The organism is Mesorhizobium sp. 10J20-29 (genome assembly GCF_054130485.1).
In genome coordinates this window covers 1471395-1494514 of sequence record NZ_CP199156.1, presented here as the reverse complement: position 1 = coordinate 1494514, position 23120 = coordinate 1471395, and the positions used below count along the sequence as shown (strand labels likewise).

The following is a 23120-nucleotide window of genomic DNA, read 5'->3' as shown; positions in this document are numbered from 1 at the left end:
TCCGGGGGAAGGACCGCGAAGTCGCTAGTCGACGGCCTTGGCGGGCGCATAGTCGTTGCGGAGATAGATGAGCACCTCGTCATCCTCGGCGATAGGGCGGTACTCCGCCATGATCCGGTCGAAGCCGAAGCGGCTTTCGAGCAGCTTCCTCCACACCGGCTCGATTTTCTGGATCGCGACGATATCGGGTCGGATGCGCTCGAACTCCTCGCGCTTGCCCGCCGCATAGCGCTCGACCATCGCCAGGTATCGATCCGCTTCGTCCACGTCACCGTCGCGGCGCGCCTTTGCCGAGAGAACCAGCGCCGAGGTTCCAAGCCAGTCACTCACATAGGTTTCGGCCCAACGTCCCCCCACCATGCGGGTCAATGGGTGCCCTACCGCCAAATCGGTGCCAATCTGGGCGACCGTGGGATTGACCGTGGCACCGCGCACCGTCTGGACGAGGTCGGCACTCGGCTTTTGCGTTGTCACGAAAGGCGCATAGGCCACGATGATCCCCATCAGCACCATCGCGATGCCGGGCCTCATGAAGAGGGACATGGCGCCCTGCCATTGCTCGGCGCGCCGCGCCGCCGCAGGCAAGGCCAATAGGCATAACAGGGCAAAGATGGCACAGAGAATGGCCGGGTAGGCGTGATAGGCCCAACCCTTGGCCTGGTAGATGAGCGGAAACATGCCGGCGATGGAAGCCAGCGTCGCAACAGTGGCGAGTTCCGGAACGCGCCCGATCGGCCACAGGCGCCAGGCGAGGAACATCAGGAACGAAAAGGGGATGCAGTATTGCAGGGTCAGCGCCAGGTAGCCGCGGATCTTCAGGTAGGTGTCGGTGAGGACGGGAAGAAAGTCGCTGATATATTCAGGATGAAGCGATGTCACCGCCACGAGATAGGCGGTGCAGACAAAGCCGATCACCCACATCTCGGGCGCGAAAATCGGCCGCAGGCTGCGGCGCCGCCATGCGGCGAAGAGCGCCGGCAGAAGAACCATGAGAGCGTAGTAGGGTTTCACCAGCAGGAGGATGCTGCCGGAAGCGCCGACGAGAATGGCGAGGCCGAGGCCTGGTGGCGGGCTGGCCGGCCGGGCACGCCAGGCGAGCAGTGCCAACAGCGGCAGGAATAGCGCCATGCCTATGTGTTCGCGCTCGCTGAAGGCGAGGCCGGGAAACAAGACCAGCAGGGCGTAGAAGGCCGGCGCCAGCGTGGCGAGGGCCGAGCCTTCCGGAAATCCGGCGCGACGAACGACGAGACACGCCAGCCCGAAGCCCAGAATGGCGGCGAGGTAGGTCCACGCGTGGACCAGGATTTCCGGCGCTACGTTGAGCATTCCCGCAAGCGCGACCGGCGGCAGATAGAGCCAGATCGAGAAGGGCGGGTTTGTTTCATAGACCTCCACGTAAAGCTGGTCGCCCGAGAGCACGCGTTCGCAGACGGTTATCAGCCAGCTCGTGTCAGGAATGGTGCCCCAGCGCATCTGGTAAAGGATGCCGAGAAAGGTGATCCCCACACAGGCAAGCGTGGTTCGAGTTGCAACTCCCACATTTGGTGCGGCGGAACTGCAGACAGGGCCGATACTGAGGTCGTCCGAGGCGCTCATGTCAATTGCTCCCCTGAGGTTGGGAAGACCCAGAGCCCAAGGACAACATAGTTGGTCAGCGGGACGAGTATCGTCGCCGCAACGATCGACACGGCGGGCGTGTAGCCCAGCCACTCAACGAGGGTCAGCGGCAGAATGCAGGAAATGGCGATGCCGAGCAGGGCCGAGGCGACAAACCGTGGCGCCTCTTGCGCATGCGAGCCGCGCGACCCGAAGGTCAGCCACTTGTGCCCGAAATACGAGATCGGCATGGCGATCAAGTAGGCGACGAACGAGGCAAGCGTAGCGGAGAAGGCTTTGGCCAGCTGGCCGTAGGACAGCATGGCGGCAACGCCGGCATAGGTCAGCGTCGCTGCCACGCCGACGAGGCCAAACCGCATGATGCGTGCAAGGTCGGGGAGGCGAAGCATCCGTCCGTCAGGCGCCTGAAACGGCGGGCAGTTCCGCATTCACGACGGCGTTCCCCCATAGGTGCGGCGGACGATGTAAATCGGCCGCTGCTTGATTTCGGCATAAACACGTCCGAGGTATTGGCCGATTATGCCAATGCCGAGCAGCTGGATGCCGCCCAGAAACAACACGCTGACGAGGATCGACGCGTAACCAGGCACATCGATGCCGAAAAGCAGTGTCTTGGCGACGATCACGAGGCCATAGAGAAACGAGAAGGCCGAGATGATGGCGCCGACATAGGTCCAGATCTCGAGCGGCGCGCTGGAAAAGCTGGTGATCCCCTCGATGGCGAAGTTCCACAGCTTCCAGCCGGAAAATTTCGACTGGCCAGTCAGGCGCGGGTCGCGAACATATTCGACCGTTGCGGTGTTGAAACCGACCCAGGCGAACAGGCCCTTCATGAAGCGGCGGCGCTCGGGAAGCGCACGCAGCGCGTCGATCACCTGGCGGTCGACCAGGCGGAAATCGCCGACGTCGCGCGGGATCTGCTGGGCGGCCATGTAGTTGTGGACCCGGTAGAACATCGAGGCGCTCCGCTTCTTCATGAAGCCGTCGCTCGACCTGTCGGCGCGCTTGGCAAGCACCACCTCGTAGCCCTCGCGCCACTTCTCGATCAGCAGCGGAATGACATAGGGCGGGTCCTGCAAGTCAACGTCCATGGGAATCGCGGCATCGGCGTCGCAGGCGTCGAGGCCTGCCGTCATCGCCGCCTCCTTGCCGAAATTGCGCGACAGGTCGAGCACGCGGATGCGTGCATCATGGCCCTGCGCCTCTACCAGGCGCTCCAGTGTCGCGTCGGTGCTGCCGTCGTTGACGAAGATGAACTCGAAGGCGAGACCCTGCTCGGCCAGGACGTCGGTGTTCTGGCGTACTGCTTCCAGAAAAGGCGCAATCGCGTCTTCCTCATTGTGCACCGGAACGACGATGGCAATCGTCGCTGCGCCATTCTCCAGCGTATCGGCTCCTGTCACCGACGGCCCGTCTTTATGCAAAAAAGGCGCGTTCATCGGTTGCCGCTCGCCTGTCGGTTCATGGACGTTGTCGCGGCGGAGACTAGAAAAGCGCGGTTAAGTTAACTTTAAACCCGGCCCTAAAGTTTGCGCAGCGCCACTTCCTCGACGAGATGGCGCACGCCCTTGCGCAGGATAAGGTCGGCGCGCGGGCGGGTCGGCAGGATGTTTTCCCTGAGGTTTTTCAGGTTGATGTTGTTCCAGAGTCCCTCGGCGATGGCGCCTGCGGCATCGTCCGAAAGCTGCGAATAGCGGTGAAAGAAGGACTCAGGATTGCGGAAGGCCGTCTCGCGCAGCCGCATGAATCGGTCGACATACCATTGCCGGATCAGCGTCTCGTCGGCGTCGATATAGATCGAGAAGTCGAAGAAGTCCGACACGAAGGGCACGAAATTGCCGTCCTTGGGCAGTTCGCGCGGCTGCAGCACGTTCAGCCCCTCGAAGATCAGGATGTCCGGCCGGTCGATTGTGACGTATTCGCCTGGCATGACGTCGTAGACCAGATGTGAATAGACCGGCGCGCGCACGTTCGGCTCGCCCGACTTGATCGCCGACAGGAAGCGCAGCAGGGCGCCGACATCGTAGCTGTCGGGAAAGCCCTTGCGCTCCATCAGATTGTCGCGCCGCAGCACCTCGTTGGGCAGCAGGAAACCGTCCGTGGTGACGAGGTCGACCTTGGGGCTCGACGGCCAGCGCGCCAGCAGCTCCTTGAGGACACGGGCCGTGGTCGACTTGCCGACAGCGACAGAGCCGGCCATGCCGATGATGTAGGGCGTCTTGATGGCGTCATCGGCGCTGAAGAAGGCCTTGCGCTGGCTGAACAGCACCTGGCTCGTCTCGACATGGGCATAGAGCAGGCGCGACAGCGACAAATAGATGCGCCGCACCTCGTCGATGTCGATCGGGTCGTAGAGCGAGGAAAGCCGCCTGACCTCGTCGGGCGTCAGCGTCAGCGGCGTATCGGCGCGGAACTCTGCCCATTTCTCGGCCGAGAAGAAGCGGTAGGGCGAATAGCGTTCGCTCGGCGCCAGCTGGTCCATCGGGTTCACCGTCCTTCGCCTCAGGCGGGCCCGGCCCGCGCAGCCTTTTCGGCGATGCCCGAGCGCGCCGTGCGGCGCTCGAGCTCGTCCATCACGTCTGCAAGCGGCACGCCCGCGAGGGCCAGCACGACCAGCCAATGATAGAGAAGATCGGCACTTTCCGAAACGATGGCGCCACGATCCTCGCTGACCGCCGCGATCACCGTCTCCACCGCCTCCTCGCCAAGCTTCTTGGCCGCTTTGTCCATGCCGCCGGCCATCAGCTTGGCCGTCCAGGACTGCGGATCGCCGGAGGCGGCCCGCTCGGCGATGATCTTTTCCAGATCGGCGAGCGAAAATGCAGTCATCAGAAGATCTCCGTTGCCGGCTCAGGCGGCCGCATCGAGCCGCATAGCCAGGCCGGCCTCAGCCATATAGGCCTTGGCCTCTGAAATCGAATAGGTCCCGAAGTGAAAGATCGAGGCGGCCAGAACGGCCGTGGCATGGCCGTCGCGTATGCCGGCGACCAAGTGGTCGAGCGTGCCGACGCCGCCTGACGCGATGACCGGCGCGCGCACCGCGTCGGCGATAGCCCGCGTCAGCGCGATGTCGTAACCCGATTTCGTGCCGTCCTTGTCCATCGAGGTCAGCAGGATCTCGCCGGCCCCTAGGCCGACAACCTTCTCAGCGAACTCGACGGCATCGATGCCGGTCTTGTTGCGCCCGCCATGGGTGAAGATTTCCCAGCGGTCTTCTTCGCCCGGCGCCGAAACCTTCTTGGCGTCGATGGCGACGACGATGCACTGGTTGCCGAACTTGTCTGCCGCCTCGGCGACGAAATCGGGATTGTTCACCGCGGCCGTGTTGATCGAAACCTTGTCGGCGCCGGCCAGAAGCAGCTTGCGGATGTCGGCCACCTGCCGCACGCCGCCGCCAACCGTCAGCGGCATGAAGCAATGCTCGGCCGTGCGGGCGATGACGTCGAAGATCGTCTCGCGGTTGTCCGACGAGGCGGTGATGTCGAGGAAGCAGAGTTCGTCGGCGCCGGCCGCATCATAGGCGCGCGCCGCCTCGACCGGGTCGCCGGCATCGATCAGGTCGACGAAGTTGACGCCCTTGACGACGCGGCCGTCCTTGACATCGAGACAGGGAATGACGCGGGATTTGAGGGTCATGCGCCTAGTCTAGCCCTGCCGGCGCGGCATTGCCACGGCCGCGCAGCACGGCCAGCGCCTCGGCCGGGTCGATGCGCCCGTCATAGAGCGCGCGGCCGGATATGGCGCCTTCGAGCTTGTGCGCGTCGGGCATGGTCATGCGCACCACATCTGCCAGCGAGGCCAAGCCGCCCGAGGCGATGACCGGGATCGAAACGGCATCGGCGAGTTCGATGGTCGAGGCCCAGTTGATGCCGGCCAGCACACCGTCGCGGTCGATGTCGGTGTAGATGATGGCCGCGACGCCCGCGCCCTCGAACTTTTCTGCCAGTTCGATGACGCCGAGCTCCGAGGCCTCGGCCCAGCCTTCGACGGCCACCTTGCCGCCCTTGGCGTCGATGCCGACGGCGATCTTGCCGGGAAACAGCCTGCAGGCCTGCTTCACCAGATCCGGATCGCGCACCGCCACGGTTCCGAGGATGACGCGGGCCAGCCCGCGGTCGAGCCAGTCCTCGATCTGCGCCAGCGTGCGGATGCCGCCGCCGAGCTGCACCGGGTTCTTCGTCGCCTGCAGGACGGCGCCGACCGCGGCGCTGTTGACGCTCTGACCCTCGAAGGCGCCGTTGAGATCAACGACATGCAGCCACTCGAAGCCCTGCTCCTCGAAGGCCCTGGCCTGCGCGGCGGGGTTCTCGTTGTAGACGGTCGCTGTCGCCATGTCGCCGAGCTTCAGGCGAACGCACTGGCCGTCCTTGAGGTCGATTGCCGGGAAAAGGATCAAGGCTTCCACCTCAGGAAATTGGCGATGAGGGCCAGGCCGAGCGCCTGGCTCTTTTCGGGATGGAACTGCGTGCCGGCGAGGTTGTCACGCCCGACTGCCGCCGTGACCGGGCCGCCATAGTCGGTGGTCGCCAGCACCTGTGCCGGATCGGTGGCGTCGAGGTGGTAGGAGTGGACGAAATAGGCGTGCAGGCCGTTCTCGCCGGTGGCGATGCCGTCGAACAGGGGATGCGCCTGTTTCACGTGAATCGTGTTCCAGCCGATCTGCGGAATCTTCAGTGCAGGGTCGTTCGGCGCGATTTCCTTCACGTCGCCGGCGATCCAGCCCAAGCCCCTGGTGACCGTCTTTTCCAGCCCGCGCTCGGACATCAGCTGCATGCCGACGCAGATGCCGAGAAACGGCCTCGCCCGGGCGATGGCCACCTCCTCGACCGCCTCCCACATGCCCTCGACAGCGTGCAGGCCGGCCGCGCAGTCGGCATAGGCGCCGACGCCCGGCAGCACGATGCGGTCGGCGCCGCGCACGCGCTCGGCATCGGCGGTAAGCGCGATCTCGGCGGCAATGCCTGCCTCGCGGGCGGCGCGCTCGAAGGCCTTGGTCGCCGAGCGCAGATTGCCCGAGCCGTAGTCGATGATGGCGACCCGCATGTCAGGGCTTTCCGGGATAGCTGAAAAGGCCGAGCGCCGGGCCGGAGGCCGCGGGCCGGCCGAGCTGCAGCTGGGGTTCCGGGACGGCCGCCACTCGCGCCGCCTGTTCGGGCGCGGTGCCGGCAATGTAGCGGATCTCGGCCTCGTCGCGGCCGCTTGCCTCGACGACGCCCCACTGGCGCCAGCCGCGCCGCGTGAGCGCGGCGATGCGCAAGGCCGGACCCTCGAGCCCGACATAGACCGACACGAGCAGCGACAGCGCACCGCCGGTAAAGCCGAGGCCCGCCATTTCGCCGAGCGCCGACAGCGCCACGGCTGTGATCAACGCGATGGCCGCCTCGATCCACAGCCGGTGCCACAGCAGCCAGAGCGGCGGCAGCAGGAAGGCGATCGCGGAGAAGGCGTCGCGCACGAAGACGGCACGCGCCTCCGCTTCGCTGCCTGCCGCGCCGGGCGGCTCCATCACGACATAGATGGCCATAGCAGGTCCGGTCCTAACCCTTCAGACTGCCCTTGGTGGAGGGCACGGCGTCGGGCTGGCGCGGATCGCGCTCGGTTGCCGCGCGCAGCACCCTGGCCACCGCCTTGAAGCAGGTCTCGGCGATGTGGTGGTTGTTGGCGCCGTAGTGATTGGCGACATGCAGGGTCACGCCGGCGTTCTGCGCCAGTGCGTGGAAGAACTCGCGCACCAGCTCGGTGTCGAAAGTGCCGATCTTGGGCGCGGAGAACTTGACGTCCCAGACGAGGAAGGGCCTGCCCGATACGTCGATTGCGGCGCGCGTGAGCGTCTCGTCCATGGCAAGGTCGATCGATGCATAGCGCATGATGCCGCGCCGCTCGCCGAGCGCCTTCGACAGCGCCTGGCCGAGCGCGATGCCCGTATCCTCAACCGTGTGGTGATCGTCGATGTGCAGGTCGCCGTTCGCCTTCACCGTCATGTCGATCAGCGAATGGCGCGACAGCTGGTCGAGCATGTGGTCGAAGAAGCCGACCCCGGTTGCGATGTCGGAGCGGCCAGTGCCGTCGACGTCGATCGACACGGCGATCTCCGTCTCCTTGGTCTTGCGGCCGATTTCGGCGGAACGGGAGCTCATGCTGGCGGTCCTGCGGTTGAAGGCGAGAGCCTTCTAACAGCAAGGTCGGGCGATTGCCAGTTGCGAAAGGGTGCATGGTTTCCGGCGGCTTTCGGGCCTTTGCATTCTCCCGGTGCGTGCATACATAGGGCCGAACTCATCCTCGTAACGGGCGGATCGCTTTTCCGGGACCGCCTGAATCGGAGCAAGACATGTCGAACGAACTCTCCATGCACGCCACGACCATCGTGACGGTGCGCAAGGGCGGCAAGGTGGTGATCGCCGGCGACGGCCAGGTCAGCCTCGGCCAGACCATCATGAAGGGCAACGCCAAGAAGGTGCGCCGCCTCGGCAAGGGCAATGTGATCGCCGGCTTCGCCGGGGCCACCGCCGATGCCTTCACCCTGCTCGAACGCCTCGAGGCAAAGCTCGAGCAATATCCCGACCAGCTGACCCGCGCCGCCGTCGAGCTCGCCAAGGACTGGCGCACCGACCGCTACCTGCGCCGCCTCGAGGCGATGATGCTGGTGGCCGACAAGGACGTGTCGCTGGCGCTGACCGGCACCGGCGACGTGCTGGAGCCGGAACATGGCGTGATGGCCATCGGTTCGGGCGGCAATTACGCGCTCGCCGCTGCCCGCGCCCTGATGGACACCGACATGGACGCCGAGGAAATCGCCCGCCGGGCGATGAAGATCGCCTCGGAAATCTGCGTCTACACCAATTCCAGCTTCGTCATCGAAACCATCGATGCCGCGAAAGGCTGATTTCCAGTACGACTTCCGGGCCGTCACCGAGGACGACCTGCCGATGCTGTCGGCCTGGCTGGCCGAGCCGCATGTCGCGGAATGGTGGAACGATGGCCCCGGCGCAGCGCTCGCCGAGATCGTCGAGGCGATGGATAGCGACTCCACCGAGCCGCTGGTCGTCGAACTCGACGGCAAGCCGATCGGCTACGTCCAGAGCTACGACCCGCATCTCGAGGACGACCACCCTTATCAGGACCAGCCCTTCGGTACGCTCGGCATCGACGTGACGATCGGCGTGCCGGAACTGGTCGGCATCGGCCATGGCTCGCGGCTGGTCCGCGCCTTCGTCGAGATCCTGTTCGAGGAAGGCTGTCCGCGCGTCATCATCGACCCGCATCCCGGCAACGGCCGCGCCATCCGCGCCTACGAGAAGGCCGGTTTCAGGCGGCTCGGCGAACGGACGACCCCATTCGGCCCGGCGCTCGTCATGGCCGTCGACGCGGAAGCCGAGGACTAGCGCCCCACCCGGCCGCCTGAAGCCCGCTCCCCGTCGGGCCGCAGATGTGCTCTTGTCGCCGCCGACACAGTGATTCGGACGCGGAGGGGAACGTGGCACAGACAAATGCGACGGACGGGCGCGCCGCACGGGGGCTGGACTGGAAGACGGGTGTCGCCGTCGCAGCGCTTCTCGTCGCCGCCCAGGCTGCCCTGCTGCACCTGCTCGGCCGCATCTGGATCTGCAAATGCGGCTACGTGAAGCTCTGGCACGGCGTGGTTGTCAGTTCCGAGAACTCGCAGCACCTGTCGGACTGGTACACCTTCTCGCACGTCATCCACGGCTTCCTGTTCTACCTGCTGTTCTGGCTGCTATTCCGCCGCTCGACCGTGTGGACGCGGCTGTCCTTCGCCGTCCTGCTCGAAGCCGCCTGGGAAATCCTCGAGAACAGCCCGATCATCATCAACCGCTACCGCGAGGCGACGATCTCGCTCGACTATTACGGCGACAGCATCGTCAACTCGGTGTTCGACACCCTGTTCATGGTGGTCGGCTTCTTCCTGGCGGCGCGGCTGCCGGTCTGGCTGACGATCCTTCTCGCCATCGTCTTCGAACTCGGCGTCGGCTGGCTGATCCGCGATAACCTTACCCTCAACGTCCTGATGCTGGTCTATCCGCTCGACGCGGTCAAAGCCTGGCAGGGAGGACTATGACCATGCGCGGCCCGATCTCCGAAGACACGCTTGCCAGGGCGCTCGCCGGCGGCGTTCTGACCGCCGACCAGGTCGAGGCGCTGCATGCGCTCGAGCAGGAGGGCTCTCCTCCAGGATCATCCGGACCGGCAGACAGCGAGCAGTTCCGTTTCATCACCGGCTTCGGCGACATCTTCGTCACCATCGGGCTGGCGCTGTTTCTTGGCGCCCTGACCTATTTCGCGCGCGGCTTCATCGGCGATGCCGGCGCCCGCCTTGCCGCAGCCGCGGCGTGCTGGCTGCTGGCCGAGTATTTCACCCGCCAGCGGCGCATGGCGCTGCCCAGCATCGTGCTGCTGCTGGTCTTTGCCGTCTCAATCTTTCTTTCCATCGCGGATCCAAGGCAGCTCGCCAGCGTCTTCTCGCTCGGCATCGACGTCTCGGGCTGGCCGGCAGTCCTTGCTGGCCTCGTCACCGCGGCGGCAACGGCGCTGCACTATCTGCGCTTCCGCGTGCCCATCACCATCGCCGCCGGTGCTGCGGCGCTGGTCGCATCGATCGTCGCCCTCTTCGTCCTGCTGGCGCCCGATCTCGCCAGCCGCGCAACCGTTCCGCTCATCTTCGTCTGCGGCATCGGCGTATTCGCGCTCGCGATGCGCTTCGACCTCAGTGATCCGGCCAGGCAGACACGCCGCACCGACATCGCCTTCTGGCTGCACATGCTGGCAGCGCCGCTGATCGTCCACCCGCTGGTCAGCGGCTTCGTCGGCGGCGGCAGCCTCGACACGGCGTCAGCGCTTGCCGTGCTGACGATCTTCATTGCCCTGTCGCTGGTCGCGCTGATCGTCGATCGACGCGCCATCCTGGTCGCCGGCCTGTCCTATGCCGGCATCGCCTTCGGCACGCTGGTGGCGAACGCCGGACTGACCAGCGGCACGGCCCCTCTCACCCTTCTGGTGCTGGGCGCGCTGGTGCTGCTGCTCAGCGCCGGTTGGCACGGACTGCGCCGCCTGCTGCTGCCGCTGTTGCCGGTCGCTCTTGTACACCGGCTCCCACCCCATACATAAGCGGCTCCTGCTGTTTAAAGAGTATTCTTCATGGACACCTTCTCCCCCCGCGAAATCGTTTCGGAACTCGACCGGCACATTATCGGCCAGAACGACGCCAAGCGCGCCGTCGCCATTGCGCTGCGAAACCGCTGGCGCCGCCAGCAGCTCGACGGCGCGATGCGCGAGGAAGTGATGCCGAAGAACATCCTGATGATCGGGCCCACCGGCGTCGGCAAGACCGAAATCTCGCGCCGCCTGGCGCGCCTCGCCGGCGCGCCCTTCATCAAGGTCGAGGCAACCAAGTTCACCGAGGTCGGCTATGTCGGCCGCGACGTCGAGCAGATCATCCGTGATCTCGTCGAGGTGGCCATCGGGCTGACCCGCGAGAAGATGCGCGAGGACGTCAAGGCGCGCGCCCACCTCAATGCCGAGGAACGCGTGCTCGAGGCGCTGGTCGGCAAGACGGCGAGCCCCGCGACGCGCGACAGCTTCCGCAAGAAGCTGCGCGACGGCGAGCTCGACGACAAGGAGATCGAGGTCGAGGTGACCGACACCGGCACCGGCGGCATGCCCGGTTTCGACATTCCCGGCATGCCGGGCGGCAATATCGGCGTGCTCAACATCAACGACATGCTGCAGAAGGCGATGGGCGGCGCCAAGACCAAGACGCGCAAGACCACCGTCAAGGAATCCTACGCGGTCCTGATCAACGACGAGTCCGACAAGCTGCTCGACCAGGACGAGGTGGTGCGCCGTTCGCTTGAATCGACCGAGAACGACGGCATCGTCTTCCTCGACGAGATCGACAAGATCGCCGTGCGCAACGGCACGATGGGTGCGGGCGTCTCGCGCGAGGGCGTGCAGCGCGACCTGCTGCCGCTGGTCGAGGGCACCACGGTGGCGACCAAGTACGGGCCGGTGAAGACCGACCACATCCTGTTCATCGCCTCGGGCGCCTTCCACATCGCCAAGCCGTCGGACCTGCTGCCCGAGCTGCAGGGCCGCTTGCCGATCCGCGTCGAACTCCGGGCGCTCGAGAAGGACGACTTCGTCCGCATCCTGACCGAGACCGAGGCCAGCCTCATCAAGCAGTACATCGCGCTGATGAACACCGAGGGCGTGACGCTCGACTTCACCGAGGATGCCATCGACTCCCTGGCGCAGATCGCCGTCGACCTCAACGCCAGCGTCGAGAACATCGGCGCGAGACGGCTGCAGACGGTCATGGAGCGGGTGCTCGACGAGATTTCCTTCGAAGCTCCCGACAAGAGCGGCACGGAACTTTCGGTCGATGCGGAGTACGTCGAGAAGCATGTCGGCGACCTGTCGCGCAACACCGACCTGTCGCGCTTCATTCTCTAGGTTTGCGCTGGCCTGTGTGGCCGGATCGCAGCAGTCGCCGGTTTCCCGCCAGGGACCGGCGGACTGCGCTCTCGACTTCCGGCCGTGCTTTACCTAGTTTGCGCGGCGTTGGCTTGGGCTTGCAGCGGCGGCAGATGAAAAGACAGGCAATTCTTGCAGCAGTGGTGATCTTCGTCGGCGGCGTCTCGTGCGCTGCCGCAGCGACGCTTGTGCCTCCGGGAAACCGCTCGGCCGAACAGCCGGGCGTGCCGGGCGCCTCCACGAAGCGCACCACTGCCGGCAACACCACTTTCGAGGCCAAGTACCGCAAGGTCTATTCGCTGCTGAAGGACGACAAGTCGCTGCGCTCGAAGATCAGCCAGGCGGCCGCCGCCTACGGCATCGATCCGCTGCACATCGTCGGCGCCATCGTCGGCGAGCACACCTACAATGTCGATGCCTACGACCGGCTGCAGACCTATTACGTCAAGGCGATCGCCTATCTCAGCAGCAGCCTGACCTTCCGCTACGAAGGCGAGGACGTCTCCGATTTCGTCAAGCGCCCGCAATTCTCCGAATGCACCAAGATCTCCAGCAGCTACGAATTGTGGTCCTGTCGCGAGACAGTCTGGAACCGCTCGTTCCGCGGCAAGACCGTCGACGGCATCTCGTTTCCGAACGACCGCTTCAGCGCCACCTTCTTCCAGCCCTTCTACGCCGGCCAGACCTTCGGACTCGGCCAGCTGAACCCGTTGACGGCATTGCAGATGAGCGACCTGGTGCACGACGTGTCGGGCCTGCCCAAGCTCGACCCCAGCCGGCCCAACCAGGTCTACGAGACGATCATGGATCCCGACCTGACCCTGCCCTATGTGGCGGCGGCGCTGAAGAAGTCGATCGACGCCTACAACAAGATTGCGGGCTTCGATATTTCGCAGAATCCGGGCGTGACGGCGACGCTCTACAATGTCGGCAACCCGGAAGACCGTGCCCGCGCGCTGCGCTCGGAAAACCGCAAGCGCAAGGCGCAGGGCCTCTCCCCCCGCCTGCCGGAAGAGAATTACTACGGCTGGCTGGTCAACGAGAAGCTGCCGGAACTCAAGGCACTGTTCTGAGCACCGGCTGAGCGCCGCTCAGCTTTTCGGACCAAGGTCGGTTTCAGTCGTCGTAGCGGTCTGGCGCCGGTTTTGCCGATCCGCTCAGGAAGGCCAGCAGCTCGGCGAGTTCGGCCTCCGACAGTTCCGATATCCGCTCCGAAAGCAGGTTCGCCAGTTCGGTTGCGGCCGGCGACAGGCCCGACGTGTCGATGACGACGCGCGGATGGGAATTCTCGGCCAGCCGCTGCAGTTCCTCGGCCTCGTCCCAGATGATGTTGAAATAGCCGATGATCTTCTGGGTGAACGCCCAGGTCGGCGTGCCACGCCGGCCGTGCTCCAGCGCCGACAGGTAGGCAGCGCTGATGCCGAGGGCCGCGGCCATCTCCTTCTGGCTGACGCCCTTGCGCCGTCTCAATTCGCGAAGCTTTTCGCCGAGCGGCGTCATTTCTGGGCGTGCCGGCGCAGGCGGACATAGAGCGCGCCTGCACCACCATGCTTTTGCGCGGCGAGATCGTGGCTCGATACCAGCACCCTGAAGGGCGGCGTGGCCAGCCAGCCCGGAACGGCACGGCGCAGCACGCCGTCGCCGCCCGACGAGGAGCCCTTGCCTGTGATGACCAGCACGTAGCGCGCGCCGCCGGCATGCGCCCGCTGCAGGAATGAAAGCAGCAGGAAATAGGCCTCGTCCTGGCTCATGCCGTGCAGGTCGACGCGGCCTTCGATCGGCACCCTGCCCTTGGCAAGCTTGTCGAGGGTCGGCCGGTCGATGATGTGCTTCGGGGCCGGCCTGGGCGGCGCTGCAGGTTTGGAAGGCAAGGTGCCCGGCACAGCAGACCGGGCCGTGGCAGGTGGCGCGGCCGGCGCAGCCGCCTTCGGCTTTGGCGGTTCTGGAATGTCGACCGCCTCGCGGCCCTTCAGCGGCACGGCGGACCGCGCCACCAGGTTCCACAGGACGCGGTCCTCGTCGCTCAGTTTTCTTGTGGTGCGCCGGCTCATCGGGACCCGACCAGGGCGCTGGGCAGCAGGGCGTAGAAGTCGGCCGGATTGTTGATCACGCCGGCGATTTCACCTGCGGCGTCGCCCGAACCGGCAAACAGGTCGCCGCGGGCCGGGCCGGTGATCGCCGAGCCGGTGTCCTGCGCGATCATCAGGCGGCGGAACGGCTTTCCATCGAATGCGGTGAGCGATGGCGCGTCGATGAAGAACGGCGTGCCGAAGGTGTGAAGCAGCCGGTCGACGGCGGTCGAGCGGCCTGCCGTCAGCGGCACCTTGGCGGCGGCGACGGGACCGAGCTCCGGATCGTCGACCGGTGCATCGCGGAAAAAGATATAGGAGCGGTTCTGCCAGAGAATCTCGTCAATTCGTTCCGGGTTGCGGGCAAACCAGGCCCGGATCGACTGCATCGTGACCGACTTCAGCGGGATCTCGCCAAGTTCGGCCAGGACTTTCCCCGGCCCGGTGAAGCGCTGGCCAGACTTGGCGGCATAGGTGATGCGTCTCGACGTTCCGTCCGTCATGTCGAGACGCGCGGCACCCTGCACATGGATGAAGAAGGCGTCGACCTTCGCGGCGAGCCAGGCGATCTCGAGGCCCCGCCCGGCAAGTGCGCCGCGTTCGATGGAAGCGCGGTCGTGGTACTCGACCAGGCCGTCCGGGGTGGAGCGCGCGAAGGCCAGGTAAGGGTCCATGCCGGCTGGCCGGTTGGCATCGTCGAGATCGACGAGATCGGCCGGGCGGCCAAGCAGCGGAACCGTGAAACGCTCGGTCCTGACCGGGGAGGCTTCGACGCGTGGCTCGTAGAAACCGGTGACGAGACCCTGCCCGCCACTCTCCGGCCGAACCAGCGCAGGCGTGAAGTGGCGCTCGAAGAAAGCGCGGGCCATCGCGTCGTCGAACGCCGGTGTTTCACGTGAATCGGCCTGCGCCGCTGCGAAAGCCTCGCCCGCGACGCCAAGCGCACCCGTGCGGTAGGGCTTGGTCAGGACCTGGAAGGCGGAGCGGCGGAAGGCCTCGTAGGCCGCGCGATGGAAATCGTCGGACCAGCCCGGCACGTCGGCGAAGGCGACGGGCCGGAAGAGCGGCGACAGAGGCACGGCCAGAGCTCCGGAGCGGCGGCGCTCAGTCTTCTTCTTCGGTGGCGACCAGCTTCCAGTTCGGATCGCGCGAACGCGTGTCGCGGGCAAAGGTCCACACATCCTTGACCTCCGCCACGGTTTCGGGGTCGCCGTCAATGACCTCGCCGGCCTTGTTGCGGGTCGCCGAGATCAACTCGCTGACGATCCGCAGGGTGACGTGCGCCTCGCTGCCCTTCATCTCGGCCGCGACGACCTCGGCCTTGTCGATGCCGACGAAGGAGGACTGGATCTTTTCGGACTTGGCCTCGCGCTCTGCAATGGCGGAGACGAAACCGTCGAAGACTTCGCGCGACAGCAGGTTCTTCAGCGTCTTGCGGTCGCCGTCGGCATAGGCCAGCACGATCATCTCGTAGGCCATCTTGGCACCTTCGGCGAAGGTCTTCGGGTTGAAGGTCGGATCCGCATCGTGGATGGCGCGCAGGCCCTTGTTGAGATCGGTACCCGGCTTGGCGAAGGCGTCGATCGCGGCATAGGCGTCCTCGACCGGCTCGTCGGCAGCACCACGCTTGCGCGGCAGCGACACCACGTTCTCCGAATTGGCCGCGGCGTCCTTGCCATTGCGCGGCGCGGAATAGGGGTCGAAGGGCTTGCGCTCATTGCCGGTGCGGCGGCCAAGGACGTTGCGCAGCTGGAAAAAGATCACCACTGCCGCAACCAGAAAAAATATTGTGCCGAAGTCGAAGAATTCCATGTCTTCCGCCAACCGATCCCTTGTCTCCGGCTTGCCGCGCGCCGCAGGCTCCAATACCTGCATATAGAACGCGTGCCGCGATCATTCAAATCAAAGGCGTGCATACCTATATTACAGGCAGAGTACCAGCCACGCGGTCAAACCGACCTGCCGACCATGCTCCCGGACCCAGGTGGCGCGGCCAAACTCCACCGCAATTGAGAAACCGCCAATGCGATTGTCCGTCCTCCCCCTCATCCTGCTTGCGATGCCCTTCGTGGAAATCGCCGGATTCGTGGTCGTCGGCGAACGAATCGGCGTGCTGCCAACGCTCGGCCTGGTCATCGCCACCGGCGTGCTCGGCGCGTTCCTGATGCGGCTGCAGGGCTTTGGTGTGATGAACAGGATCCGGGCAGAGCTTGAGGATGGGCGCGATCCCGGCCGCGAACTGGCCCATGGCGTGATGATCCTGCTCGCCGGCGTGCTGCTTCTGATCCCGGGCTTCGTGACCGACATTATCGGCGTGCTGCTTTTCCTGCCGCCGCTGCGCGATCTGGCCTGGCGCTTCCTGCGCAGCCGCGTGGTGGTGACGTCAGGCGGTTTCGGCGGCTTCTCCGCACGCGGACCGGCGCCGCGCGGCAAGACCATAGACCTCGACGAGGACGAGTATTCCGCCAAGCGCGACGACGATTCGCCCTGGCGGCGGATCGACAGGGACTGATTCGGGACCTCCGCCCGCCCGGACGGATGCGTTTCCGGCGAACCTTGTCTTGCCCTGCACGCCATGCTAGCCAACGCTCGATTTTCGACAACTGGCCGTGCGCGGCAACAGACAGGGAACCGGCTCATGGCCAATGAAGAGAAGAAGCCGGAAGGCGCAGCAGCAGCCAATGGCGACGCCAATGCCGCCAAGCCGGCACTCAACGTTCTTGCCCAGTATGTGAAGGACCTGTCCTTCGAGAGCCCAGGCGCGCCGGGCTCGCTGCGCGCCCGTGACAAGGCGCCGAACATCGCCATCAACGTCAACGTCAACGCCAATCCTCTCTCGGAGAAGGAATTCGACGTAAACCTGACGCTGTCGGCCAAGGCTTCCTTCGAGAAGGACGTGCTGTTCAACGTCGAGCTGATCTATGGCGGCGTGTTCCGCATCGAGGGCTTCCCGCAGGAGCACATGCTGCCGCTGCTCTTCATCGAGTGCCCGCGCCTGCTGTTCCCTTTCGCGCGCCAGATCATCGCCGAGGCGACGCGCAATGGCGGCTTCCCGCCTCTGATGCTCGATCCGATCGACTTCGCGCAGATGTTCCAGCAGAAGATGGCCGAGGACCAGGCCAAGGGCAAAGTGCCGGCCAGCTGATCGCCGCATCCATCAATGAGTCTGAAGAACCCGGCCTCGCGCCGGGTTTTTTCATGCCTTGCCGGAGGCCTCGGCGATGCGCAGCCAGACTGCCTTCTCGCCAAGCGAGGCGACAAGCGCGCTGTGCGCCTCGATCTCGGCTTCCGACAACCTGGGCGCCAGCGGCGCCGGCCGCACACGCACGGCAATCTCGATAGAGACCGAGGCGGCAGTGCCGTCGGAGCGCCTGTCGGCCGTCTCTAGGCCGAGCGCCGCCTGCCGGCCGCCGATCAGCTCGACATAGACTTCCGCCAGAAGCTCCGAATCGAGCAGCGCGCCGTGCTTTGTGCGGTGGCTGTTGTCGATACCGTAGCGCCGGCAGAGCGCATCGAGCGAATTTGGCCCCATCGGGTGTCGGCGTCGCGCCAGCTGCAGCGTGTCGACGACGAAACCCGGATCGACCGCACGCTGCCCGAGCCGGGCGAGTTCGGCATTGATGAAGGCCATGTCGAAGCCGGCATTGTGGGCAACCAGGTTGGCGCCATCGATGAAGGCCAGGAATTCGTCGGCGATATCGGCGAAGGTCGGCTTGCCGATGAGGTCCGCCGCGCTGATGCCATGCACGGCCTGCGCGTCCGGGTGGATCTCGCGGCCCTGCGGGTTGAGGTATTTGTGAAAGACGCGGCCGGTCGGAAAGCGGTTCACCAGTTCGATGCCGCCGATCTCGATGATGCGCTCCTCGCGCGAATCGAGCCCTGTCGTTTCCGTGTCGAAGACGATCTCGCGCACCGAATCACCCCTGTTTGCAGCGGCAAGAATGGGCAAGGGCCGCCCGTCCCGCAAGCATCAGGCCGCTGACGGTCCCGTCTTTCCCCCGCCCAGAGCGGCAACGATCGCGCCAACCGCCTCCCGGGCCGCCTCCATGCCGAGGCTGGTGTCGATGACGAAATCGGCCAGTTCTCGTTTCTCGGTATCCGGCACCTGGCTCTTGAGGATCGCCTCGAACTTCTCAGCCGTCATGCCGGGCCGCGCCAGCACGCGCTCGCGCTGCACCTGCGCCGGCGCCGTGACCACGACGACCTTGTCGACCCTGCCGCGGCCGCCTGTCTCGAAGAGCAGCGGAATGTCGAGCACGACGAGCGGCGCGCCGCCCGCGCGATGGCGGGAAAGGAACGCCTCGGCGTCGGCGCGGACAAGCGGATGGATGATCTCTTCCAGCCGCTTCAGTGCCTGTGGCTTGCCGATGACCTGGCCGGCCAGCAGGCCGCGATCGACCGCACCGTCGGCCACGGTGCCGGGAAAGGCCGCCTCGACCAGCGGCGCGGCCACGCCGGCGTAGAGGCGGTGCACGGCCTCGTCGGAATCATGCACCGGGACGCCCGCGTCGGCGAACATTTTCGCCGTCGTCGACTTGCCCATGCCGATGGATCCGGTGAGCCCGAGGACGATCACGGGCCCGCCTCCATGTCGGCAACGATCAGGGCGCGCAGCTCGGCAGATACTTCTGGCCGGATGCCGAACCAGCGCTCGAAACCTGGAACTGCCTGGTGCAGCAGCATGCCGAGCCCGTCGACGGTCTTCAGCCCGCGGCGGCGAGCTGCGGCGAGCAGCGGCGTCTCGAGCGGCACATAGACGATGTCGGTGACGATGGCGCCGGCCGGCAGGTGCTGCGGATCGGCGGCCAGGTCTTCATTGCCGTGCATGCCGAGTGCCGTGGTGTTGACCAGCAGGCCGGCATCGCCGAGCAGTTCGGCAGCGGCACCGGCGCCATGCGCCGAGACCCCGGCGCCGAAGCGGTCGGCCAGTTCGCGCGCCCTCTCGAGGGTGCGGTTGACGATGCGGATGTCGGTAACGCCGCGCTGTTGCAGCGCGTGGACCACCGCCCGCGCGGCGCCGCCGGCACCGAGAACCACGGCGGACCCGGCCTTCTCCCAGCCCGGTGCAAATTCGTCGAGATTGGCGGCGAAGCCTTCGGCATCGGTGTTGCCGCCGACAAGCGCGTTACCTTCGAACCAAAGCGTGTTGACGGCACCGATCATCTCGGCCGCCGCATCGTGGCGGATGACCGCCGCGAAGGCGGCTTCCTTGTGCGGGATGGTCACGTTGCCGCCTGCAAACCCCTCTTCGCGCAAGCTGCCGGCAAAGCGGGCGAAATCCTGCGGCGCGACGTCGATCGCCTCATAGGTTCCGGCTATCCCGTAGTGCTGCAGCCAGAAGCCGTGGATGAGCGGCGACCGCGAATGGGCGATCGGGTGGCCGCAGACGAAGGCCCGCCGGCCGGTTTCAGCCATCGATCGCGCCCCGGTCGCGCAGCGCCTTCAGAACCGCAAGCAGCGGCAGGCCGACAATGGTGAAATGGTCGCCCTCGATCTTGCTGAACAGCTGGATGCCCTCGCCTTCCACCTGGTAGGCGCCGACGCTCGACAGTGCCTTTTGTCCAACCCGCGCAAGGTGTCGGCCGATGAAGGCCGGCTCGAGCTTGCGCATGGTGAGGCTCGCCGTTTCGCAGTGACGCCACAGCGCCTCGCCGTCGCGGACCAGCACGGCGGCGCTGTTCAGATGGTGCGTCCTGCCGGACAGCGCCAGCAGGGTGCGGCGTGCGGCCTCCATGTCGGCCGGCTTGTGGAACTGCTCGCCGGCAAGCGACAGCGTCTGGTCGCAGCCGAGCACCAGCGCGCCCGGCCTTTCCTCGCTGACCCGCAGCGCCTTGGCCTCGGCCAGGACCAGCGCGACGTCTTCCGGCGTAGAGCCAGTGCCTTCGAGGGCCAGTTCGACGGCGCGCTCGTCGATCTGGGCCGGCACGGCCTCGACGGCGATGCCGGCGTTCTCCAGCATGGTCCTGCGAAAGGGGCTTGCCGAGGCGAGGATGATGGTTTCGGTCATGTCAGTCCTGAACTGTTGCTGCTTTCGGCGGCCTAACGCGTCTTGCCGCGCAGGGCAACGATGGCGGCCGCGGTCTCCTCGATGGAACGGCGGCTGACGTCGATCATCGGCCAGCCATGGCGCGTGCAGATCTGGCGCGCATAGGTGAGTTCCTCCGTAATCGTTGCCCGGTCGGCGTAGCCCTGCGGGTCGTAGCCGGGCGTCGAGCCGAGCAGCCGGTTCTGGCGGACATGCGAAATGCGCTCGGCAGTGGCCACCAGGCCGACGATCAGCGGCTTCTTGGCCGCAATCAGGCTGTCAGGCACGGGGACGCCCAGCACGATCGGTATGTTGGCCGTCTTGATGCCGCGGTTGGCGAGATAGATCGAGGTCGGGGTCTTCGACGTGCGCGAAATGCCGATCAGGACGATGTCGGCATCGTCCATGTCGTCGGGAAGCTGGCCGTCATCGTGCTCCATGGTGAAATTCAGCGCGTCTATGCGGCGGAAATACTGTGCGTCGAGCACGTGCTGGGCGCCGACCCGCCGACCGGCCGGCGTTCCGAGATAGGACTGGAACACCGTAAGCACCGGCTCCAGCACCGAGACGCAGGGCAGCGACATCGCCGCGCAGTGGTCGTCGATCATCCGGGCGAGAGCCTGGTCGACCACCGTGTAGAGCACGATGCCTGGCTCCTCCTCGATGTCCTCGAAAACCTTCATCAGCTGCTTCTCGGTACGGATCAGCGGGTAGATGTGCTCGATGGAGCGCGCGTCCTTGTATTGCGCCGAGGCGGCGCGGCCAGCGGCCAGCAGCGTTTCACCGGTAGCGTCCGAGATCAGGTGCAGGTGGAAGAAGCTTTGGGGTTTGTTCACAGGGTGGGCCTGGGGCTGTGGTCTGCTGTGGATGGAGAAGCGGTCGGAGGCCCCTCCTCGAAAGGCGACTGTATCAGATGCCTGCTTGTCCACAATTCGGGTCGCGGTGAAGATCGTTGTCCAGCTCGTGCCAACTGTGGGGACAAGTGTGGACCCATTGACGCAGCGGCTCGTCTCCCTATTTCCGGCTTCAGCCAAGTGTCTGCTCGAAATGACGAATTTGGACTCGTCCCCAGACTTATCCTTTTTCCGTCCGATCTGCTACATGATGTCGCCAGTGGAGATCGGAGGGGCGTCTGGGGACGAAACCAAACAACCGATTCCCACAGACTCTAAGAATTAGAAGACAGAAATTTTCAAATTTCTTTAGTTTTAAGGGAAAGCTGTGAGGACGCGATTCAATGGCTGAAAGCCGCATCATGCTGGACGTGCTGAAGGGCAAGGAAGTGTCGCCTCCGCCCATCTGGATGATGCGTCAGGCCGGGCGATACCTGCCGGAATACCGCAAGCTCAGGAAGCAGGCAGGCAGCTTTCTCGACCTCTGCTACAACCCGGACTTCGCGGTCGAGGTGACATTGCAACCGATCCGCCGTTTCGGCTTTGATGCGTCGATCCTGTTCTCGGACATTCTGGTCGTACCGCACGCGCTTGGTCGCGACCTGCGATTTGAGGAAGGCCGTGGCCCCTTGCTGACGCCGATCTCTGCCGATGAGGTGGATCAGCTCGAGACTGGTGGGTTCCACGAACACCTGGCGCCGGTCTACGAGACGGTGAGACGGTTGCGCAGCGAGTTGCCGGCCGAGACGACGCTGATCGGCTTCTGTGGCGCGCCCTGGACGGTGGCGACCTATATGATCGCCGGGCACGGCACCACGGACCAGGCGCCCGGACGGCTGTTTGCCTACCGCCATCCGGATGCCATGAAGAAGCTCCTGAGCACCTTGGCGCGGCAATCGGCCGATTACCTGATCCGCCAGATCGAGGCGGGCGCCGACACGGTGCAAATCTTCGATTCCTGGTCGGGCGTGCTCGACGAACCGAGTTTCAAGGCATTCTGCGTCGAGCCGGTTGCCGAGATCGTGCGTCGCGTGAAGGCGGCGCACCCCGAGGTGCCGGTAATCGCCTTTCCGAAGGGTGCGGGCGTCCACTACGACAGCTACCGGGTGCAGACGGGTGCTACAGGCCTCGGGCTTGATTGGACCGTGCCTCTATCGCAGGCCAAGCGCCTGCAGGCCGGAGGCGCGGTACAGGGCAACCTCGACCCGCAGCGCCTGGTCGCCGGCGGCAAGGCACTCTCCGAGGGTGTGGACGCCATTTTGAACGCTCTCGGCGACGGACCGCTGATCTTCAACCTCGGTCACGGCATCACGCTCGACACGCCTATCGCCCATGTCGAGGCAATGGTGGCGCAGGTGCGCAAGGGAGCTGCGCGATGAGCGCGCCCTCTCCGGCCGACAGCGGGAGTGGAAGGCTTGCGATGAAGCGCGCGGCCGTGGCCATCGCCATCTTCGTGGCGCTGACGGCGTTGCTGTTCTGGCTCGCGCCCGAAAATCTCTACCTCTGGGCGAAGGCGATTCATGTGATCGCCGTGATCGCCTGGATGGCAGGCATGCTCTATCTGCCGCGGCTCTTCGTCTATCACTCCGAAGTCGCCGTCGGCTCGCCGCAGTCGGAGACATTCAAGGTGATGGAGCGGCGCCTGCTGCGCGCCATCATCAATCCTGCGATGATCGTGACCTGGGTGTTCGGCCTCTGGCTGGCCTGGGACGGTTTCGGATTTCACGGCGGCTGGCTGCACGCCAAGATCGGGCTGGTCGTGGCGATGTCGGGCGTGCATGGCTATCTGGCCGGTTCCGTGCGGCGCTTTGCCGAGGATCGGAACGTCAAGTCGACGCGCCACTGGCGGATCGTCAACGAGGTTCCGACCTTGCTGATGATCGCGATCGTCATCCTGGTGATCGTCAAGCCCTTCTGACAAAGGCCTTCAGGCGATTCCCGCCTTGCTCTTTGCAAGAGTCGCCGCTAAAAGGCGATTCTTCCTTCTTCGTCACGTGCCGCCTCACCGCCTACAGCTGGCCGCCGTCACGA

29 protein-coding genes are annotated in these 23120 nt (G+C 65.4%); 10 read left to right on the top strand and 19 right to left on the bottom strand.

The window, feature by feature from the left end:
• Positions 1–24 precede the first annotated feature (24 nt).
• From ACT2BZ_RS07205 to hisB, 10 genes are all read right to left on the bottom strand, one after another.
• Positions 25–1596 (bottom strand): hypothetical protein, encoded by a 1572-nt coding sequence (locus ACT2BZ_RS07205; protein ID WP_457940172.1) that lies wholly within the window; start codon positions 1594–1596, stop codon positions 25–27.
• Positions 1593–2006 carry a GtrA family protein gene (locus ACT2BZ_RS07200; RefSeq protein ID WP_457940171.1) on the bottom strand — a complete coding sequence of 138 codons (414 nt, stop codon included), beginning with the start codon at positions 2004–2006 and terminating at the stop codon, positions 1593–1595. Before ACT2BZ_RS07200 ends, ACT2BZ_RS07205 begins: the two co-directional genes overlap by 4 nt.
• Positions 2007–2045: 39 nt before the next feature.
• Entirely contained in the window at positions 2046–3056 is a 1011-nt protein-coding gene (locus ACT2BZ_RS07195; RefSeq protein ID WP_457940170.1) for a glycosyltransferase family 2 protein, read from the bottom strand.
• 83 nt (positions 3057–3139) lie between these two features.
• Positions 3140–4099, bottom strand: coding sequence for a type I pantothenate kinase (coaA, locus tag ACT2BZ_RS07190; RefSeq protein WP_457940169.1), 960 nt, complete (start codon positions 4097–4099; stop codon positions 3140–3142).
• A 20-nt stretch (positions 4100–4119) separates the two neighbouring features.
• Positions 4120–4446 carry a phosphoribosyl-ATP diphosphatase gene (locus ACT2BZ_RS07185; protein WP_457940168.1) on the bottom strand — a complete coding sequence of 109 codons (327 nt, stop codon included), beginning with the start codon at positions 4444–4446 and terminating at the stop codon, positions 4120–4122.
• A gap of 21 nt (positions 4447–4467) precedes the next feature.
• Complete coding sequence (gene hisF, locus ACT2BZ_RS07180) at positions 4468–5253, bottom strand: imidazole glycerol phosphate synthase subunit HisF (RefSeq protein WP_457940167.1); 786 nt, start codon at positions 5251–5253, stop codon at positions 4468–4470.
• 4 nt (positions 5254–5257) lie between these two features.
• Positions 5258–6013, bottom strand: a complete 756-nt coding sequence (gene hisA, locus ACT2BZ_RS07175; RefSeq protein ID WP_457940166.1) for a 1-(5-phosphoribosyl)-5-[(5-phosphoribosylamino)methylideneamino]imidazole-4-carboxamide isomerase — start codon at positions 6011–6013, stop codon at positions 5258–5260.
• Positions 6010–6660: an imidazole glycerol phosphate synthase subunit HisH gene (gene hisH, locus ACT2BZ_RS07170; protein WP_457940165.1), complete on the bottom strand. Its 651-nt coding sequence runs from the start codon at positions 6658–6660 to the stop codon at positions 6010–6012. Before hisH ends, hisA begins: the two co-directional genes overlap by 4 nt.
• Before the next feature lies 1 nt (position 6661).
• Positions 6662–7141 (bottom strand): DUF2628 domain-containing protein, encoded by a 480-nt coding sequence (locus ACT2BZ_RS07165; RefSeq protein WP_457940164.1) that lies wholly within the window; start codon positions 7139–7141, stop codon positions 6662–6664.
• Between the two features lie 13 nt (positions 7142–7154).
• Entirely contained in the window at positions 7155–7754 is a 600-nt protein-coding gene (gene hisB, locus ACT2BZ_RS07160) for an imidazoleglycerol-phosphate dehydratase HisB (protein ID WP_457940163.1), read from the bottom strand.
• A 191-nt stretch (positions 7755–7945) separates the two neighbouring features.
• On the opposite strand from hisB, the gene hslV reads away from it, so the two are divergent.
• From hslV to ACT2BZ_RS07130, 6 genes are all read left to right on the top strand, one after another.
• Positions 7946–8500: an ATP-dependent protease subunit HslV gene (hslV, locus tag ACT2BZ_RS07155; RefSeq protein ID WP_457940162.1), complete on the top strand. Its 555-nt coding sequence runs from the start codon at positions 7946–7948 to the stop codon at positions 8498–8500.
• A complete protein-coding gene (locus ACT2BZ_RS07150) occupies positions 8484–8999 on the top strand; it encodes a GNAT family N-acetyltransferase (RefSeq protein ID WP_457940160.1) in 516 nt (171 codons plus the stop codon). The genes hslV and ACT2BZ_RS07150 overlap by 17 nt, the downstream gene beginning before the upstream one ends.
• Before the next feature lie 92 nt (positions 9000–9091).
• Positions 9092–9691 carry a DUF2585 domain-containing protein gene (locus tag ACT2BZ_RS07145; RefSeq protein WP_457940159.1) on the top strand — a complete coding sequence of 200 codons (600 nt, stop codon included), beginning with the start codon at positions 9092–9094 and terminating at the stop codon, positions 9689–9691.
• Entirely contained in the window at positions 9688–10737 is a 1050-nt protein-coding gene (locus tag ACT2BZ_RS07140; protein WP_457940157.1) for a hypothetical protein, read from the top strand. Before ACT2BZ_RS07145 ends, ACT2BZ_RS07140 begins: the two co-directional genes overlap by 4 nt.
• Positions 10738–10767: 30 nt before the next feature.
• Positions 10768–12081 carry an ATP-dependent protease ATPase subunit HslU gene (gene hslU, locus ACT2BZ_RS07135; RefSeq protein ID WP_457940155.1) on the top strand — a complete coding sequence of 438 codons (1314 nt, stop codon included), beginning with the start codon at positions 10768–10770 and terminating at the stop codon, positions 12079–12081.
• A 134-nt stretch (positions 12082–12215) separates the two neighbouring features.
• Positions 12216–13175, top strand: coding sequence for a DUF1402 family protein (locus ACT2BZ_RS07130; protein ID WP_457940154.1), 960 nt, complete (start codon positions 12216–12218; stop codon positions 13173–13175).
• Positions 13176–13218: 43 nt separating this feature from the next.
• Here ACT2BZ_RS07130 and ACT2BZ_RS07125 read toward each other — a convergent pair whose 3' ends face one another.
• Genes ACT2BZ_RS07125 through ACT2BZ_RS07110 form a run of 4 tightly spaced genes read right to left on the bottom strand, consistent with a single transcriptional unit; the run spans position 13219 to position 15983 of the window.
• The gene (locus ACT2BZ_RS07125; protein ID WP_457940153.1) at positions 13219–13602 is read right to left on the bottom strand and encodes a helix-turn-helix domain-containing protein; all 384 of its coding nucleotides are present in this window, start codon (positions 13600–13602) and stop codon (positions 13219–13221) included.
• Positions 13599–14153, bottom strand: a complete 555-nt coding sequence (locus tag ACT2BZ_RS07120) for a Smr/MutS family protein (RefSeq protein WP_457940152.1) — start codon at positions 14151–14153, stop codon at positions 13599–13601. The genes ACT2BZ_RS07125 and ACT2BZ_RS07120 overlap by 4 nt, the downstream gene beginning before the upstream one ends.
• Positions 14150–15250, bottom strand: a complete 1101-nt coding sequence (gene mltA / locus ACT2BZ_RS07115; protein WP_457940150.1) for a murein transglycosylase A — start codon at positions 15248–15250, stop codon at positions 14150–14152. Before mltA ends, ACT2BZ_RS07120 begins: the two co-directional genes overlap by 4 nt.
• 25 nt (positions 15251–15275) lie before the next feature.
• Positions 15276–15983, bottom strand: coding sequence for a Tim44/TimA family putative adaptor protein (locus ACT2BZ_RS07110; protein WP_457940149.1), 708 nt, complete (start codon positions 15981–15983; stop codon positions 15276–15278).
• Positions 15984–16194: 211 nt separating this feature from the next.
• Here ACT2BZ_RS07110 and ACT2BZ_RS07105 point away from each other — a divergent pair, with 211 nt between their 5' ends.
• Entirely contained in the window at positions 16195–16683 is a 489-nt protein-coding gene (locus tag ACT2BZ_RS07105) for an FxsA family protein (RefSeq protein ID WP_457940148.1), read from the top strand.
• Between the two features lie 126 nt (positions 16684–16809).
• Entirely contained in the window at positions 16810–17316 is a 507-nt protein-coding gene (secB, locus tag ACT2BZ_RS07100; RefSeq protein ID WP_457940147.1) for a protein-export chaperone SecB, read from the top strand.
• 51 nt (positions 17317–17367) lie between these two features.
• On the opposite strand, the gene dnaQ is transcribed toward secB, so the two are convergent.
• The 5 genes from dnaQ to ACT2BZ_RS07075 are packed head-to-tail and all read right to left on the bottom strand — an operon-like array spanning position 17368 to position 21032.
• Complete coding sequence (gene dnaQ, locus ACT2BZ_RS07095) at positions 17368–18084, bottom strand: DNA polymerase III subunit epsilon (RefSeq protein WP_457941244.1); 717 nt, start codon at positions 18082–18084, stop codon at positions 17368–17370.
• 57 nt (positions 18085–18141) lie between these two features.
• On the bottom strand, positions 18142–18747 hold the full coding sequence (gene coaE / locus ACT2BZ_RS07090) for a dephospho-CoA kinase (protein WP_457940146.1): 606 nt from the start codon (positions 18745–18747) through the stop codon (positions 18142–18144).
• The gene (locus ACT2BZ_RS07085; protein WP_457940144.1) at positions 18744–19586 is read right to left on the bottom strand and encodes a shikimate dehydrogenase; all 843 of its coding nucleotides are present in this window, start codon (positions 19584–19586) and stop codon (positions 18744–18746) included. The genes coaE and ACT2BZ_RS07085 overlap by 4 nt, the downstream gene beginning before the upstream one ends.
• The gene (locus ACT2BZ_RS07080; RefSeq protein ID WP_457940143.1) at positions 19579–20178 is read right to left on the bottom strand and encodes a Maf-like protein; all 600 of its coding nucleotides are present in this window, start codon (positions 20176–20178) and stop codon (positions 19579–19581) included. Before ACT2BZ_RS07080 ends, ACT2BZ_RS07085 begins: the two co-directional genes overlap by 8 nt.
• Before the next feature lie 32 nt (positions 20179–20210).
• Positions 20211–21032, bottom strand: a complete 822-nt coding sequence (locus ACT2BZ_RS07075; RefSeq protein WP_457940142.1) for a pyruvate, water dikinase regulatory protein — start codon at positions 21030–21032, stop codon at positions 20211–20213.
• A 401-nt stretch (positions 21033–21433) separates the two neighbouring features.
• Between ACT2BZ_RS07075 and hemE the strand changes: the two genes are divergently transcribed.
• Positions 21434–22468: a uroporphyrinogen decarboxylase gene (gene hemE / locus ACT2BZ_RS07070; RefSeq protein ID WP_457940141.1), complete on the top strand. Its 1035-nt coding sequence runs from the start codon at positions 21434–21436 to the stop codon at positions 22466–22468.
• The gene (hemJ, locus tag ACT2BZ_RS07065) at positions 22465–23007 is read left to right on the top strand and encodes a protoporphyrinogen oxidase HemJ (protein ID WP_457940140.1); all 543 of its coding nucleotides are present in this window, start codon (positions 22465–22467) and stop codon (positions 23005–23007) included. The genes hemE and hemJ overlap by 4 nt, the downstream gene beginning before the upstream one ends.
• Positions 23008–23120: the final 113 nt, after the last annotated feature.